The sequence below is a fragment of the Iodobacter sp. CM08 genome, assembly GCF_033446605.1.
GTDB lineage: Bacteria > Pseudomonadota > Gammaproteobacteria > Burkholderiales > Chitinibacteraceae > Iodobacter.
The window spans coordinates 26,582-42,726 of record NZ_JAWQUO010000024.1 but is presented as its reverse complement, the minus strand read 5'-3'; the positions used below and the strand labels follow the sequence as shown (position 1 = coordinate 42,726).

12 protein-coding genes are annotated in these 16,145 nt (G+C 49.1%); 11 read left to right on the top strand and 1 reads right to left on the bottom strand.

Going from position 1 to position 16,145, the window contains the following annotated elements; all coding sequences use genetic code 11:
- Complete coding sequence (lptF, locus tag R6242_RS14565) at positions 1 to 1,059, bottom strand: LPS export ABC transporter permease LptF (RefSeq protein WP_318428060.1); 1,059 nt, start codon at positions 1,057 to 1,059, stop codon at positions 1 to 3.
- A gap of 371 nt (positions 1,060 to 1,430) precedes the next feature.
- Here lptF and R6242_RS14560 point away from each other — a divergent pair, with 371 nt between their 5' ends.
- The 11 genes from R6242_RS14560 to panD all read left to right on the top strand — a co-directional run bounded on the left by R6242_RS14560 (position 1,431) and on the right by panD (position 16,144).
- Entirely contained in the window at positions 1,431 to 2,900 is a 1,470-nt protein-coding gene (locus R6242_RS14560; protein WP_318428058.1) for a leucyl aminopeptidase, read from the top strand.
- Positions 2,901 to 3,178: 278 nt separating this feature from the next.
- Positions 3,179 to 3,607 (top strand): DNA polymerase III subunit chi, encoded by a 429-nt coding sequence (locus R6242_RS14555; RefSeq protein ID WP_318428056.1) that lies wholly within the window; start codon positions 3,179 to 3,181, stop codon positions 3,605 to 3,607.
- The gene (locus R6242_RS14550) at positions 3,604 to 4,353 is read left to right on the top strand and encodes a hypothetical protein (RefSeq protein WP_318428053.1); all 750 of its coding nucleotides are present in this window, start codon (positions 3,604 to 3,606) and stop codon (positions 4,351 to 4,353) included. The genes R6242_RS14555 and R6242_RS14550 overlap by 4 nt, the downstream gene beginning before the upstream one ends.
- Before the next feature lie 434 nt (positions 4,354 to 4,787).
- The gene (locus R6242_RS14545; protein ID WP_318428051.1) at positions 4,788 to 7,046 is read left to right on the top strand and encodes a TonB-dependent hemoglobin/transferrin/lactoferrin family receptor; all 2,259 of its coding nucleotides are present in this window, start codon (positions 4,788 to 4,790) and stop codon (positions 7,044 to 7,046) included.
- A 218-nt stretch (positions 7,047 to 7,264) separates the two neighbouring features.
- Complete coding sequence (locus tag R6242_RS14540) at positions 7,265 to 8,608, top strand: adenosylmethionine--8-amino-7-oxononanoate transaminase (protein WP_318428048.1); 1,344 nt, start codon at positions 7,265 to 7,267, stop codon at positions 8,606 to 8,608.
- A complete protein-coding gene (locus tag R6242_RS14535; protein ID WP_318428046.1) occupies positions 8,592 to 10,145 on the top strand; it encodes a hypothetical protein in 1,554 nt (517 codons plus the stop codon). Before R6242_RS14540 ends, R6242_RS14535 begins: the two co-directional genes overlap by 17 nt.
- 310 nt (positions 10,146 to 10,455) lie before the next feature.
- Positions 10,456 to 11,703, top strand: coding sequence for a glutamyl-tRNA reductase (hemA, locus tag R6242_RS14530; RefSeq protein ID WP_318428044.1), 1,248 nt, complete (start codon positions 10,456 to 10,458; stop codon positions 11,701 to 11,703).
- Positions 11,704 to 11,870: 167 nt separating this feature from the next.
- Positions 11,871 to 12,950: a peptide chain release factor 1 gene (gene prfA, locus R6242_RS14525; protein ID WP_318428041.1), complete on the top strand. Its 1,080-nt coding sequence runs from the start codon at positions 11,871 to 11,873 to the stop codon at positions 12,948 to 12,950.
- Positions 12,951 to 13,139: 189 nt separating this feature from the next.
- Positions 13,140 to 14,987 (top strand): ribonuclease catalytic domain-containing protein, encoded by a 1,848-nt coding sequence (locus R6242_RS14520; RefSeq protein WP_318428039.1) that lies wholly within the window; start codon positions 13,140 to 13,142, stop codon positions 14,985 to 14,987.
- Between the two features lie 86 nt (positions 14,988 to 15,073).
- Entirely contained in the window at positions 15,074 to 15,622 is a 549-nt protein-coding gene (locus R6242_RS14515) for a hypothetical protein (RefSeq protein ID WP_318428036.1), read from the top strand.
- Positions 15,623 to 15,763: 141 nt separating this feature from the next.
- On the top strand, positions 15,764 to 16,144 hold the full coding sequence (panD, locus tag R6242_RS14510; RefSeq protein ID WP_130105415.1) for an aspartate 1-decarboxylase: 381 nt from the start codon (positions 15,764 to 15,766) through the stop codon (positions 16,142 to 16,144).
- Position 16,145 lies beyond the last annotated feature (1 nt).

The following is a 16,145-nucleotide window of genomic DNA, read 5'->3' as shown; positions in this document are numbered from 1 at the left end:
TTAATTTCCCCTCAGCTTGCTGCGCCATATAAATAAACCAAAGGTAATCAATGCCGCCAGCCCATGCAGGGGCCAAATCCCTAGCATGGATGAGATCTTGCCGTCTGCTATCCATGCTTGGGCAATATTGATACAGTTGTAATAAAAGAAATAGGCAAATACTGCGACTAATAAATTAGCCGCGCGTCCTCCACGAGGATTAAAAAACGCCATTGGAATAGCGGCCAAACTTAATATCAGTGCCGAAATGGGAATCGCTAAACGCCAAGCTAGCTCGGCCTTGTGCTCGGGCAAGCTGCTATTCCAAAGGGCGATGGTGCTGGTGGCTTGAGTGGTGGGGCTAGAGCGGGGGGCTTCGCCCGCTTCGATACGTAATCTGGCAGAGGCAAACTCTAGCGTTTCATACGATGCCGTGCCGGGCAGGCCTTCATAAGAGCGGCCTTTAGATAGCCATAGCCAGCGTGAGCCATCGTTATCTAGGTAAAGGCCGCCTTTTTCCGCCAAAATCACGGTGAGTTTGTCATCACGGCGCAGCTGCACAAACACATTATTGCCATTGCCACCGGTAAAGTTTTCTACAAAATAAACCCGATCGGCTGCAGGGGATTCACGAAATACGCCAGGGGATACTTGGGTGACTTCTTGGCGTGATAACGATTTTTCTTTGTACTCTTGGCCTTTTTCTAAGGCCCAAGGTGATAACACCATCGATAGCAAGCCAATCAGCACTACTACGGGCAGGGTAAACTCGAGCACTGGGCGGATAAAGTTAACAATGGAGCGGCCACTGACAAACCAGATCACCATCTCGTGGTCTTTCCACATTCTAGTCAACACGGCCAGAATCGAGAAAAACAACATCAACGACAGCAGGATGGGTAAGTAACGCACGGCGGCAAAGCCCATCATGGCCCAAACCGCAGAACTAGCGAGAGCACCAATGGCGGCTTGGCCGAGCAGGCGTACAATTTGCGTGGTCATGATTAACATGAGCAGCACAAAGAATGTTCCAAGGGCAACCCAGGACATTTCTTGAATTAGGCTTTTACGAAACAACATGGGCGTTTTTGACTTTTGGGGAGCTTTGGATTTGTCCAACAGCTAGGAAATAATTGAGCAAACAAACGCTCTTTTGTACCACTTTTTTTACAGAAATGTGGCGAAACCTAGATTCACATTACAAAATGCCTAAAAAACCTTATTTACAAGTGTAAACTTCGGTTTTGTTTAAAGCATGCGCAGTTAACTGCCCATTATACAAAAACGTAGTGATCAGCCCTAGGCCAACAAAAACCGCAGTATACCCTGTGTAGTTCGAGGTTTTTGCGGCACTTTTAGTTAGTAATCGGGTTCATTGCCGTTTTTTAACGAGTAGCTAAACGCTGATGTCCTTTTCAACCTCTGATTCATCTTAGAAATAGGAAGCAATAATGGAATTTAGCATAAATCTATCCGTACCCGAAAAAACCGCAGCGGATTGTCTGGTGCTGCCTGTATTTGGTACACACTTATCCGCACTTGCTGCAGATTTGGATCACGATGGTTGGTTGGCAGAAACATGCAATGAATTGGGTGAGGCCGTGGGCTCCACTTTATATATTCCATTACCAGGCCGTCGGGTTTTGCTGGTGCAATTGGGTAGCGAAAAAAGCCTAGATACCGAAGCGCTACGCAAGGCGGCGCTTGCCACTGCTAAGGCTTTGCTGGCTGGCAAATCCACTTCTGCCGATATCTTTTTAGCCATTGCTGCTGCTAAAGCGGTGGGTTTAAAAGATGCAGTTGCCATTGTTTCTCAGGCCTTGGTGTTTGAGGGCTATCGCTTTGTGCAGTTTAAATCAGCACCAGATGCACCTGCTGCTCTGGTATCTGTAAATATTGCCGTAAGCAAAAAAGCTGAAGTAGAAAAAGCCGAGCAGGGCTTGCAAGTGGGTGTTGCCCTAGGCCACGGCATGAACTTAACCCGTGACTTGGGCAATCTGCCAGGCAATGTTTGCACCCCTACTTATTTAGCTAATGCTGCGCATTTATTGGCCGCCAGCTACAAAATGAAATGCACGGTGCTAGAAAAGCCAGAAATGGAAGCGCTGGGCATGGGCTCGTTTTTGTCGGTGGCACAGGGCAGCATTGAGCCGCCTAAGCTAATTTGCCTTGAGTACCAAGGCGGTAAAAAATCAGACAAACCTATCGTATTGGTGGGTAAAGGGATCACCTTTGATTCGGGCGGTATTTCGCTGAAACCTGGTCCAGAAATGGACGAAATGAAATACGATATGTGCGGCGCTGCCACGGTCATGGGCGTGATTCGCGCTATTGCTGAGCAAGGCTTGGCGATCAATGTGGTGGGGGTGATCCCAACATGTGAAAACATGCCATCCAGCAATGCCGTAAAGCCAGGCGATATCGTGACCTCGATGAGCGGCCAAACGATTGAGATTTTGAATACCGATGCTGAAGGGCGTTTGATTCTATGCGATGCGCTGACTTATGTGGCGCGTTACGAGCCTGAGCTAGTGATTGATATTGCCACCTTAACGGGCGCAATCATTATTGGCCTGGGCCATGTTGCAAGCGGCTTGTTCTCTAATGACGATCAGCTGGCGGATGATTTGCTCAAAGCATCGCGTGAAACCGGTGATAAAGCATGGCGCATGCCATTGTGGGATGATTACCAAGAACAGCTTAAATCCAATTTTGCGGATATGGCTAATATTGGTGGCCGCCCAGCTGGCTCTATCACTGCCGCTGCTTTCTTAAGCCGCTTTACCAAAGAATACACTTGGGCTCACTTGGATATCGCGGGCGTTGCGCATAAATCTGGCGCAGCTAAAGGTGCAACAGGCCGCCCAGTGCCATTGTTGGTAGAATTCTTAACTCAACGTGCCGCAGCTAAGAAAAAATAAGTAGGGGCACGGCATGCCGTGCCAGATTGATACCAATAGTAGAGGCACGGCTTGCCGTGCCTCTATGTGTATGAGCTAAAGCGATTGCCAGCAGTAAATACTGCTTTTACTAAGGTGATATCGTTATTTTATGGCGGGTAAACCCCGCTATTTTTGTTTTTAAGGCTGAAATCTGCTGGGTTTCACTCCCCGCGCGCGATTCACTCTGTATGATATTGGCTGAATTCAATGCACATAGGGCACAGCATGCTTTGCCCCTATCCTCATAAGCTAGGCCTATGACCGAAATCTCATTTTATTTTAATGTGCCTAATCGCGAGCACGCGCTGTGCCAGTTGGTGAGCAAAGCCTTAGCGAAGCGTTTAAGCATAAATATCCTGACCAGCAGCCAAGCTGCGGCTTCGGCTTTGGATGGTTTATTGTGGGAAGTGCCGCAAACGGGCTTTTTACCGCATTGCTTGGCTGATGATGCGATTGCTGCAGATACGCCGATTTTGCTCGATTACCGCCCTGAGCTATTACCTGCTCGCGATATCTTATTTAACTGGACCAATGGCTTGGCACCAGGTTTTGAGCGCTACCAAAGGGTGATGGAAGTGGTTTCGCTGGATGATGAGGCACGTACGCTTGCGCGTGAGCGTTGGAAAGCCTATGTGGCGCAAGGCTTTAAGCCTACTTCTTTTGACATGATGGATAGGGCTGGATGAACGCTGCTACTGATCCTTCCCCGCTGTTTGATAAAATGGATGCGCTGCTGGCGCGCCATCGTGGTGCTAGCCATTCTGAAGCCATCCCTGTGCTCTTGGATGAAGCAGACGATATTCCGGTACTGACCGAGATCTTAGAAGAAACCGAATGCTATGCGGCTCCTATTGTAGAAGAGCTAGCACTAGCGTCGTTTAATCTAGAATTGGAGCCAGAGCCAGTGATTCCTGAGCTAGATATTCCCGTGGTTCTTGAAGAGTTTATGGATTTGCCCCTGCTTGATTTGGATGCACTGTCTCAGGCTAATCCCTGGGGCAATCATGTGGATTTTGTAGAGCTTAAATCCACCCCAGAGCAGGAGCTGGAATACCTCATTTCTGCGCCAGCGGCCACTGAGCCATCAATGCAGATTGTGGTCACTGAAGTGCCGTGGAGTGATGAGCAGATTTTTGATCTGCCAGCGCTGGATATTTCCGAACCTACTGTAGCAGCCACCTTGCCAGAGCATCCACCACTGAGTGAGCGTGCAATTGCAGAGCTAAGTGCCACCGTTGCAGCACAATTAGGCGTTGAAATTGCCACCGAGGTAGAGCAACTGACTCGTCAGCATTTCGCCAGTTTGATGAATGGTTTTTATGAAGAGACGCTCAAGCGCTTAATCACAGATATGAGCGCCGAAGTAGAAAACAAACTGTTGCCACGTGTAGAAGCGCTAGTGAAAGAAGAGTTACGCAAATCTGGCCATTAGTCATCGCGGTCTTATTTACTGCATATTATGCAAAACGATTATCGGCCCGCAAAATACCCGAAAAAACCAAGAGAAATACGCAAGGTCTCTGCTCGATCGTGTTTCGCTGTTTATCAGGATAGTGAAATTGATTGATCGTGTAAGGGGTTGATTTAGAATGCTATTGCGTAAATTTAACCAAGAATGATGGCAATACGCTATCTGCTGGTTATTTTTGTGGACGACGCATTTTTTGCACTTGCGGCCCTTGCATCACATTAAGTAAGCTTCATCAGAATGTCTTTTGTTGATAATGATTATCAATTATAATAATGACAGTTAAGTTACATGCCTAAGCGCTAGGACTAGCCGCTTTCCAAATTAAAAAACAAATGGGTTTGCTCCCTGGTTTTTTATATGGGACTGTTTTTTTACATTGATGAGTATTAAGTAAAATGAAGACAAAAAGCACCCCGATGGTGTTTGCACTGGCTATTGCCTTTAGTGCGCCTGCTTTCGCAAGTAAAACAGCCAGTGAAGTACAAGCTAAGCCCGCTTCGCCGGAAGCACCCTTGGCGGCGGTCACGGTGTTTGGTGAAAAGATCGGCAGTGCTAATGTGGGGCGCTCTTATTTAGATCACGAAGATATTGAACGCCAGCAAGCTGGCAATGTGGCTGCGCTACTGGATACTTTGCCAGGGGTTGATCTGAGCGGCACATCGCGCCCAAGCGGGCAAACCTTGAATATCTGGGGCTTTAATAAGGTTCAAGACGTTAAAGTTATTGTGGATGGCGCGCCTAAAGGTTTTGAAAAATACCGCCAAGGCTCAATTTTTATTGAGCCAGAATTGATCAAGCAAATTGAAGTCAATAAAGGCCCGCACACCTCGCTCTACGGTAATGGTGGTTTTGGTGGCGTGATCACGATTGAAACCAAAGATGCAAAAGATCTCTTGCTGGGCGACGCTAATCTGGGTACTTTGTTGAAATATTCTTACCAAAGCAATAATACGGAGCAGGATGCAACTGCGGCTATTTTTGGCCGCAGTGAAGACCGACGCTTTGATGGGCTGGTGTATTTTACCCAGCGTGAGTCTGATGATTTGCGTAAGCCCAACGGCGATCTGTTCCGTTTTTCTGCTATTGATGCGCCATCCTCCCTTGCTAAGTTAAATATCCGTCTTACAGAAGATCAGCTACTTACCCTTACTGCTATGCAGAGCCGCAGTAGTGCTTGGGCTCCTTTTGCCGCCTTGGGTGAAGATGCCCCTGCGCCTACGGAGGCAGAGATTAATAAGTTTGGCTGGGATGAGGCGTGGAAACGCAAGGTGCTGTACCGCGATCAGGAGGACACCACTTATTCGGCAAAATGGCGCTTTAACCCAAGCCCGCTGATTAATATGCAGGCAAGCTATGGCTATTCCAAAACCAATCAGCACGACCAGCGTTCGGCATCTGCCTCGGTGGGGTCTTTCTTAGGCTCGCTGGGCAATGAAAGCTGGGCAACGTATACCGATAAGTTGGCTGAGTTGCGTAATGAAAGTATGTTCAGTAGCGGCCCTTTTGCGCATGTTTTAAGCGTAGGCACGCAGTGGCACGATAATCAGCGCGATACGCTGATGTATTACCCGAGCAGTGTGGCGTTAAAAAATTCAACGTATAACTTTGGCTATTTCCAGCCCTACTACATGCCTGCTGGCCAGCAAAAAACACAGGGTGTGTATGTGCAGGATGCGGTGAGCTACGGTGATGTGACGCTAACAGCCGCCTTGCGCTATGACCATATTACGGCGGAAGGCGTGCCGAACCGAGCCTTACGCTATAACAGCCCCTTGGCCGCGGCTGGGCATGATTACAGTGAGGCGAGGTTTGAGGGCTTTTCGCCAAGATTGGGCCTGTTTTGGAAAGCCAATAGCAATCTGTCTTTATTTGCCGATATCAGCCAGACATGGCGCGCTCCAACCATCGATGAGTTGTATTCCTCTGAATACTATGTTTCTTCTGATGTGCACTCGTCCACGCCAGGCACTAGCCGAGCCCTAGATGTGGAGCGAATCACCGCAGCACGCTTAGGTGCAATGTGGAATCAGCAGGGCTTACTGAGCGCCAATGACGATGCTCAGCTGCGTTTTACGCTTTACCAGAACCGCGTAGCAGATAATATCGGCCCGCGTTTGGGTGTCTTGGTGCCGGGATATTCATTCGATAGCCGAGATAAACTGCCGCCAGCCTTGTCTAACTACCGCAACTTAAGCGGCTTTAAGACGGAAGGCCTAGAAATCGAGTCCTTCTATAACACGCGTTATTTCTTTGCTAATGCCTCGCTATCTATGCAATACGGCAGAAGAAACGGTAGCCAGCGCGACCCATGGGGAGAGGATCAGCCCGTTGCCAGTATCGCGCCGGATAAATTGATTATGGGTTTAGGCTTTAAGCTACCTGAGCAGGGGATTACCGCAGGCTGGCAAGGCAAGTTTGTGGGCGAGCAGGATAAAGTCTTAGCAGTAGGGAATGTTTATCGCCTGCCCCCATCCAAGGGTTATGGCCTGCATACCCTATTTGCCAGTTGGCAAGGTAGGGGTGATGTATTACGTGGGTTAGAAGCAAGGCTCACCATTGATAATGTATTCAACCGCGATTACCAGCCTTATCTTAGCGAAGGGGTAACGGGCGTTGGGCGTAATTATAAAATCAGTGTGTCGAAAATATTTTGATACGCTGATTGGTGTAAGTGTTTGATCAAGGCGAGCCAAGGTGCTCGCCTTTTTAGTGTTTGCTCTGTGAAACTCCATGCCCTCTGTGTTCTCTGTGGTTCAATATTTGAGTTTTACTGCGTCATATCTGCGGCTAAGTAGTATCGGCAAGCATGGATTTTGCTAGGGTATTGATCAGTCTGAGCTAAAATAGCTTATCCGAAGCTTTATATATTGATATGAATCATTCTAATTTACTGGCACGAAGCTTAGCTGCGGTATGGCATCCATGTACGCAAATGAAGCGGCACGAAAGTTTTCCGCTGATCGCAATCACCCGTGCCCAAGGGGCATGGCTTTACGATGTAGATGGCAAGGCTTATTTAGATGCGGTTTCTAGCTGGTGGGTAAATTTATTTGGCCATGGTGAGCCTAGAATTAAAGCCGCGATTAGCCAACAAATGGATCGCCTAGAACATGTGATGCTGGCGGGGTTTACCCATCCGCCGGTGGTGGAGTTATCCGAGCGCTTAGCCAAACTAACCGGCTTAGGCCATGCATTTTATGGCTCTGATGGCGCTTCGGCGATTGAAGTGGCGCTCAAAATGTCGGTGCATTACTGGCGTAATCTGGGTCAGCCGCAAAAAAACCGCTTTGTGTATTTAGAAAATAGCTATCACGGGGAGACGGCAGGGGCTTTGTCCGTGACCGATGTGCCTATTTTTCGGGAAGCTTACGCGTCTTTAGTGCGAGACAATTTGGTAGTAATGAACCCTGATGCACGTCAAGCCGCAGAGGGTGAATCTGCAGCAGGCGTGGCCGAGCGGGCTGCTCAATCGTTAGAAGCCACACTGGCGGCCCATCATCAAGAGATTGCCGCACTGATTGTAGAGCCGCTGGTGCAAGGCGCGGCGGGGATGGCGATGTATGACGCGCTTTACTTACAAAAAGCCCGTGCGCTATGTGATTTTTATGGTGTCCACCTGATTAGCGATGAAATTGCTGTGGGTTTTGGCCGAACAGGGTCTATGTTTGCTTGTGAGCAGGCCAATATTAAGCCGGACTTTCTTTGTCTTTCTAAGGGGATTACGGGGGGCTTTTTGCCCTTGGCAGTGGTGCTGAGTAAAGATGAAATTTATGCCGCTTTTTATCACGATGATATTAGCCGCGCATTTTTGCATTCGCACTCCTACACCGGTAATCCCTTGGCTTGTGCTGCTGCTTTGGCGGTATTGGATATTTTTGAATCGGACGACATCATTGCCAGTAATGCCAGTAAAGCTTTGCGTTGGGATGCCATCTTTGCCCCTCTGGCCGCACATCCTAGGGTGAGTCATTATCGGCGCACGGGGATGATTTGGGCTTTTGATGTGATAGATGCTGCACCTGGCTTTGCGCAACGCTTTTTTGCCGCAGCTTTAGCACAAGGGCTATTACTCAGACCTATTGGCAATACAGTTTATTTTATGCCCCCTTATTGCGTATCTGATGAAGAAGCAGCTCAGCTATTAGCAGGCACGTTGGCTGCGCTGGATGCTGCAGAACAAAAGAAGTCGGAGTTTATTGATGTTGCTGTCGCTTAAGTTGCCGGATTGCGATCCTAATCTCGCAAGTAGTGTGGAAACTAACCCCAAGCGTTTACGTGAGTGGTTAATTGCTTTGCCTATGGCAAATCCACTTGGGGCAGGGCGGCAAATGTGTGATGCATTGACGGCGTGCAATCGGGTAAAAATCGGCCCTGATGATCGAATTAAATTACTGGATGAATACGCTACCGCCTTAGAGTTACTGTCAGGTGGTTTGGAGCTGGTCTATCGCGTGCCAGGTTTGCCACTAAAAGATCAAGCGCAAACGGCGGCCTTATTGGCGCGTCGCCTGTATTTGGAATTGGCTGATGGTTATAAAATAGCCCTCACCGATCGCTTGGATAAGCGTTTCGCCTTTGGCAATACCAAATTGGCCCCAGTGCTGATTCAAAAAATATTAGCGCAATATTATCGCCTCTCTCAGCTTAGCTATCGGGTGTATATGCCTGTGCCTGAGGGAATTTGGCTAGAGATGCATAAGTTGTTTCGCTATGCCGTTGAGTCGCAGCTGATTGAGCAAACCACCAGCGACAAAAACGCCCCAAGTGTGGCACGTACGTATAAATACATTTTGCTACTGGCTTTATCAGAGCCGCAGCGCTTTTCTGGGCTTGAGCTCGATAAAGTCATTGAAATTGTTGAAAATTACGCAGGTTATGCGCATTTTCAACCAGTATCCCAATTGGGCAGCTCGGCAGGTTTTTTCTTAGTGAGCTTGGATGAAGATAAGGCTCCGCAATATATCGGCGCTCGTACTATGGAAGGGTATTTAGGCGGGGGCGTCTTGCTGGATACTTCAGAATTAGTGCGGCAATTGCATAAATCCTTAGTGGCTTTAGAAATTAAAGCGCCTATGGCAAATGATCGCAGTAAAGTTTTAATGTGGATAGAAATCTTGCGTCGGGTCTGCAGGCAGTGGACCATTTCTGCCAAGCGCACTTTCCAAAGAATTGCTTCTGATACGCCGGTGGATCTTTGCATTGGCATTAGGGCTGCCGTGCTGTGCGTGAATGCGGGCCATGCCTTGCTTGAGCCAGAAGAAAATTTACTGGAAGACGCTGAGCCGAGCAGCGTAAACGAAGAATTGCCGATTACACACTGGAAAGTAGTCAATGAAAGCCCCGGAGGTTATGCAGTTTCTGCAGAACACATCCCCGTTGAGCGCGTGCGGGCAGGAGAAATCGTGGCATTGCGGGCGCAGGGTAGCGAGAACTGGATGATTGCATCGGTGCGTTGGTTGCAACAAATGAATAGCCACGAGCTTGAAATTGGCTTGCAGATTATGACCGTGCGCGCCTCTGCCGTAATGTTTAGACCAACGATAGGCTTAGCAGGGGTGGAATATCAACCCGGCTTGCTGCTCCCTGAAATCCCCGCTTTAAAACAATCAGCCATGATGCTCACGCCAAAGGGAAGCTATATTGCCAAGCGTGAGTTATCTGTTTTAACCATAAACGGTGAAATGCTGATGCGAGCGGGTAAATTAATAGAGCAGCAAATGGGCTACGATTTATTTGAGTATCAGGTGGAATAAGGCGGCTAGCCTTGCCGTTTAATGCTTAAGGGAGCTCTTCGATCCTTGTTGGTCATGCATGACAACGTGTTTAGAGCCTTCTTAGGTGTTAATTGGAATGCAGGCGGCATTACTTATTCTTGCTTGCTTCTTTCTCACTCTTTGTTTGCCAATGATGCATCCGTTTTTACAGTGCTAAATTGGCGATGAGAGCTTCAGCTAAAAGGTCAAGCCGAATTATGCAGAATGGCATTCGCCACTTCGCCGTGAGTTGCTTACCGTTTCAGGGTAAAATGGGCGGTTTTCTTTCGCCCGCTGCTGATAAATCCTTATGAATCTGCTTGTTCTCGGAGTGAATTACCATACTGCGCCTGTTGCAGTCAGGGAGAGGCTCGCGTTTACTCCAGCAGAATTACCGGCCGCTTTAGCCATGCTGAGTGCAGAACATGGCGTAACAGAAGCCGCCATTGTGTCTACCTGTAATCGCACCGAGCTTTACTGTAATACGCGTGAGCCACAGCAAGTTTTGGCGTGGCTGGCACAAACGCGTGGGCACAGCATCCAAGATATTGAGCCGCATCTGTATTTGCTCAATGGTGGCGAGGCGGCAACGCATGCGTTTCGGGTGGCCAGTGGTTTAGATTCGATGGTGCTGGGTGAAACACAGATTTTAGGCCAGCTTAAAGACGCCGAGCGCTTTGCGCGTGATGCGGGCACGATGGGTGTGTTACTGAATGGCGTGTTTCAACGTGCGTTTTCTGTGGCTAAAGAAGTGCGCTCGCAAACCCGTATTGGCGCAGCCTCGGTTTCTATGGCCGCCGCATCGGTGCGCTTAGCTGAGCGATTATTCCCTTCGGTGGCATCCTGTAAGGTGCTGTTTATCGGCGCAGGCGAAATGATCGAGCTCTGCGCTACGCACTTTCATGCGCGTAACCCTAAGCATATTGCCGTGGCTAATCGCACTATTGAGCGCGGCCAAGCACTCGCTAATCAGTTTGGTGGCGAGGCGATACTACTTTCAGATTTACCTTTTCGATTAGCCGAATTTGATATCGTGGTGACCTCCACCGCAGCACCCTTGCCGATTGTGGGCAAGGGTATGGTAGAGCGCGCACTCAAAGAGCGTAAGCGCCGCCCGATGTTTATGGTGGATTTAGCCGTGCCGCGTGATGTAGAAGCCGAAGTGGGCGATTTATCCGATGTTTATCTGTATACGGTGGACGATTTGGCCGAAGTAGTCCGCCAAGGGCAAGAATCTCGGGCGGGCGAAGTAGAATCTGCCGAAGCAATTATTTGCGAGCGAGTAGGAGATTTTCATCGCTGGGTAGCTAGCCGCGCCTTGGTGCCAACTATCCGTGATTTAAAAGATTATGCCGATAGAATTGCGCGGCATGAATTAGAAAAAGCGCATAAAAAACTAGCCGCTGGCGAAAACGCCGCAGCGGTATTAGAAGAGTTCTCGCGGCAAATGGCGAATAAATTTATGCACGCGCCACTGGCTGCCTTAAATAACGTGCTGCCCGAAGATCAAGAAAACACCCTCGCCACCGTACGCCGCCTCTACCGTCTGCACGAGTAGCTGCGCTTTTATTCGCTTTAAAAAACCTATAGAGCAAATTTGTAGGTTGGTGCTGAGCTTGCGAAGCCCAACATTCACACTGCAATGTTGGGCTTCGTTGCACTCAGCGCCAACCTACCTGTCTACAGATCTGTTTTTAAGATCATTAAATATTTCGTGGAACTGAAATGAAACCTTCTATTGCCGCCAAATTGGCGCAACTTGCTGACCGCCTTGAAGAAGTCGACGCCTTACTTGCTACAGAAGAAGCCACCCGCGATATGAATAGCTATCGCAAGCTAACAAAAGAGCGCGCGGAATTAGAGCCGGTGGTGGCGCTTTATCACCGCTTTACGCAAATTGAAACCGATATAGCCGATGCCACAGAAATGCTGGCTGATCCTGATATGCGGGATATGGCCGAAGAAGAAATCAAAGAAGGCAAAGTGCGCATCGAGGCTTTAGAAATCGAGCTGCAAAAAGCGCTGCTGCCAAAAGATCCTAATGACGAGCGTAATATCTTTTTGGAAATCCGTGCCGGTACGGGCGGGGACGAAGCGGCACTATTTGCTGGGGATTTATTCCGCATGTATAGCCGCTTTGCTGAGCGTAATCGCTGGCAGGTAGAAGTGGTATCGGCCAGTGAATCTGATCTGGGCGGCTACCGCGAAATTATCGCCCGCATTGTGGGCTTTGGCGCATATTCATGGCTGAAGTTTGAATCCGGTGCGCATCGGGTGCAACGCGTGCCAGCTACCGAAACCCAAGGGCGGATTCACACCTCGGCGTGTACCGTGGCGGTAATGGCAGAAGCGGATGAAGCAGAAGAAATTCATATCAACCCCGCCGATTTACGCATCGATACCTTCCGTGCCAGCGGGGCCGGTGGTCAGCACATTAACAAAACCGATTCGGCGGTGCGGGTAACGCATATCCCAAGCGGCATTGTGGTGGAATGCCAGGATGATCGAAGCCAGCACAAAAATAAAGCCCGCGCCTTATCGGTGCTGGCCGCCCGCATTAAAGACGTGCAAGACCGCGAACGCCACGCCGTTGAAGCCGCTCAGCGTAAATCACTGGTGGGCTCTGGCGATCGGTCCGAGCGTATCCGCACTTATAACTTCCCGCAGGGCCGTATGACCGATCACCGCATCAATCTGACGCTGTATAAGCTTGATTACATTATGGATGGCGACATGAACGACCTGACCCAAGCCTTGGTCAACGAGCATCAGACCGAGCTGCTGGCGCAATTGGGCGGCGAGTAGGGTGGGCATCTGTTCCCACGCGGTAGCACATGCTCAGGAGTAGGGCGCAGCAAGCAGCGCCCTTACATTTGTGCTTTACGTGGACGATATTTTTTATCCCTTATGCTTTGCAAGCCTGCCGTCAAGCGGTGTAGGTCGGACCTTGTTATAATGCTCGGCTAACACTTAATGATTGCTGGCGGCGTGCGAATGAATGTTTTTTTTGAGGAAGATGGTAATTTCAAGGTAGCCACCATCAAGGAAGAGCAGGCGGCAAGCCTGATGCTTGAAGATACCCGTGGTAAGCGTTTTAAAGTGAAGGCGGCCAATGTGCTGCTGCGCTTTGAGCGGATTAGCTTGGATGACTTCCTAAAAGCGGCTCAGGCCGCAGCGGATGAAATTGATATCGATTTTCTGTGGGAATGTTGTGGTGCTGAAGAATTTGCGTTTAATGATATTGCCGCAGAATACTTTGGTGCGAATCCATCGGTGCAGCAGCAAGCGGCAGCGTTAATTCGTCTACACGCAGCGCCTATGTATTTTTACCGTAAGGGCCGTGGTCACTATAAGGCCGCTCCTGAAGACAATCTAAAAGCCGCTCTGGCGGGCTTAGAAAAAAAGAAAAAAGAAGCCGAGCAAATGGCGATCTGGCAGGCCGAGCTGCAAGCGGGCGCTTTGCCAGAGTCATTTATTCCCCTTGTTAGCAAGTTATTACATCGCCCTGATAAAAACACGCTAGAGTGGAAAACACTGGCGGCAGCAAGCGATGCAATGCAAACCTCACCGCTACGCCTGATGGAAAAAATCGGTGCGATTCCCGATGTAGGCGCTTATCTGCTGGATGGCTTTTTGGCTGAGTCTTTCCCAAAAGGCCGAGGCTTTGCCCCCACTGAGCCAGTAAGCTGCCCTGCAGATTTGCCGGTGGCTGATGTGCAAGCCTTTAGTATTGATGATTCCACCACTACTGAGATTGACGATGCCTTCAGTTTAAAGCGTCTGCCCAATGGTAATTGGCAGGTGGGCATCCATATCGCCGCGCCTGCCTTGGGTATTGCGGCGGGCTCTGATGTAGATAAAATCATTCTGGATCGTCTATCTACCGTGTATATGCCTGGCGATAAGATCACCATGTTGCCTAATGAAGTGGTGGAGGTGTTTACCCTGCAAGAAGGTAAAACCTGCCCAGCGCTCAGCATGTATTTAGAGTTGTCGCTGGGCTTTGATGTGCTATCGCATCGTAGCGTGGTTGAAATGGTGCCGATTGCCGCTAATTTGCGCCACGAACAACTAGAGCCAGTATTCAATGAAAATACCGCAGGCAAAGAAGGTGCGCCTGATTTTCCGTGGAAAGAAGAAATCACCTTTCTTTGGCATTTTGCGGGTGCCTTAGAAGGGCGACGTGGCAAGGCTGATCCAAGCGTGCCGCTTAAAATTGACTACAGCTTCTATATTGATGATATGGATGGGGCAAAACGGGTGCGCATTGTGCCGCGTAAACGTGGCGCGCCAATGGATAAGCTAGTTGCCGAGCTAATGATTTTAGCCAATAGCACTTGGGGCAAGGATTTAATGCAGGGCCAAGTGGCGGGGATTTATCGCGGCCAAAATGGTGGGCGTGTGCGCCTAACTACACAGGCAGGCCCGCATATTGGGCTAGGTGTAGAGTGCTACTCTTGGGCCTCTTCACCGTTACGCCGTGCTGTGGATTACGTGAATCAGCTGCAATTATTGGCTTTGCTGGGCAATACTAAGCCACGTTTCCAAAAGAATGATGCCGAGTTGTATTCGATTATCGGAAGTTTTGATACTGCTTATGCAGCTTACGCCGAATTACAAGATAAGATGGAACGATACTGGTGTTTGCGTTGGTTACAGCAAGAAAACAAACGCGAAATTACCGCCGTGGTGATAAAAGAAAATTTGGTGCGGGTAGATGGCATGCCTTTAGTGATTCGTGCAGGTATACCGGAACTACCAGCGGGCACAACGGTCAGCCTACAAGTGATGAAAATTGACTTACTAGAGCTGCTGCTTGAAACGCGTATGGCAACGATTTAAAGGCGGGGATAATGGGAGGGTGGGGGCCGTTTTATTCCCTGCTCTCTAGTCCTCACTCCCTGTTTAACACACTATGATGATCATAAATGCTACCTAATCAACGCCTTAAGCAATGCCTGCCATTAAAGTTTAAAAATGGCACGCTGGTTAAACAATTCTCTAAACCCTGCGTGAGCTGTGGAGAAATGTTACAAGCCAATGATATGCTCGGCATTGCGCGTTTGGTAGAAAACCATATTGCCATCGCAGCCAAAGCGCATTGCCCTAAATGTGATGCAGAGTTCGGTGTGTGTTGCATTATTGATGATGACAAAAAAGTACGTCGGCTGATCTTGCCGCAATTTGCTTTTAATTTGTATTTACGTAATTTGCCCTTGCAAGCGGCCGAGATTGAAGCTGCTGCTGCACCACGTGAGCCTGAAACCACGCCGGTGGCTGCCAGCCCGGCACCTCGGGTGATTAGTCCCGCAAATATACAGCGCGCTATTGAAGTGATCGGCAGCTATCAGGCAAAGCCTATTCCTGCGTGGGTGGTGGTTGATGGTCAGCAATTAAACTTTGACCGTGTTTCCCCCGATGCCCGCGTGGCAGATGGAGAATTTTTGCTAGATGGCTGCTTTATTTATCGAGGCTAGTAAGTTTAAATCGTCGCAAGATTGTAAATTGCTGCGATGCGTCAATTGATTTAAACCTTACCCTGTCCAATCACCGTTTCTGGGATTATAATCTGATCCCTTCTGAAACAGCCCTGCCCAGAAACGGGCTGGAGAAACGCCATGCAACGCTCCCTGCTTAAATCGAAAATTCATCGCTGTACCACCACTCATTCGGAGCTGCATTACGAAGGCTCGTGTGCGATTGATGAAAATCTACTTGAAGCCGCCAATATCTTGGTGCACGAGCAGATTCATATCTGGAATGTGGATAACGGCGAGCGTTTCTCTACCTACGCCATTAAGGCTGAACGTGGCTCGGGGATTATTTCGGTCAATGGCTCGGCTGCGCGCCGTGCTGCAGTGGGTGATTTACTGATTATCGCCACCTTTGCTCAGTTTGAAGAAGCCGAAATCGCCAACTTTCACCCGCAGCTGGTGTTTGTGGATGGCGATAACCGAATCAAAGAAATTAAGCATGATGCGCCAGAGCAAGCGGCTTAAT

What these genes read in the sequence shown, in the direction of transcription:
- lptF (WP_318428060.1), bottom strand. Translation starts at nt 1,059, where the DNA reads ATGTTGTTTCGTAAAAGCCTAATTCAAGAAATGTCCTGGGTTGCCCTT.
- R6242_RS14560 (WP_318428058.1), top strand. Translation starts at nt 1,431, where the DNA reads ATGGAATTTAGCATAAATCTATCCGTACCCGAAAAAACCGCAGCGGAT.
- R6242_RS14555 (WP_318428056.1), top strand. Translation starts at nt 3,179, where the DNA reads ATGACCGAAATCTCATTTTATTTTAATGTGCCTAATCGCGAGCACGCG.
- R6242_RS14550 (WP_318428053.1), top strand. Translation starts at nt 3,604, where the DNA reads ATGAACGCTGCTACTGATCCTTCCCCGCTGTTTGATAAAATGGATGCG.
- R6242_RS14545 (WP_318428051.1), top strand. Translation starts at nt 4,788, where the DNA reads ATGAAGACAAAAAGCACCCCGATGGTGTTTGCACTGGCTATTGCCTTT.
- R6242_RS14540 (WP_318428048.1), top strand. Translation starts at nt 7,265, where the DNA reads ATGAATCATTCTAATTTACTGGCACGAAGCTTAGCTGCGGTATGGCAT.
- R6242_RS14535 (WP_318428046.1), top strand. Translation starts at nt 8,592, where the DNA reads ATGTTGCTGTCGCTTAAGTTGCCGGATTGCGATCCTAATCTCGCAAGT.
- hemA (WP_318428044.1), top strand. Translation starts at nt 10,456, where the DNA reads ATGAATCTGCTTGTTCTCGGAGTGAATTACCATACTGCGCCTGTTGCA.
- prfA (WP_318428041.1), top strand. Translation starts at nt 11,871, where the DNA reads ATGAAACCTTCTATTGCCGCCAAATTGGCGCAACTTGCTGACCGCCTT.
- R6242_RS14520 (WP_318428039.1), top strand. Translation starts at nt 13,140, where the DNA reads ATGAATGTTTTTTTTGAGGAAGATGGTAATTTCAAGGTAGCCACCATC.
- R6242_RS14515 (WP_318428036.1), top strand. Translation starts at nt 15,074, where the DNA reads ATGCTACCTAATCAACGCCTTAAGCAATGCCTGCCATTAAAGTTTAAA.
- panD (WP_130105415.1), top strand. Translation starts at nt 15,764, where the DNA reads ATGCAACGCTCCCTGCTTAAATCGAAAATTCATCGCTGTACCACCACT.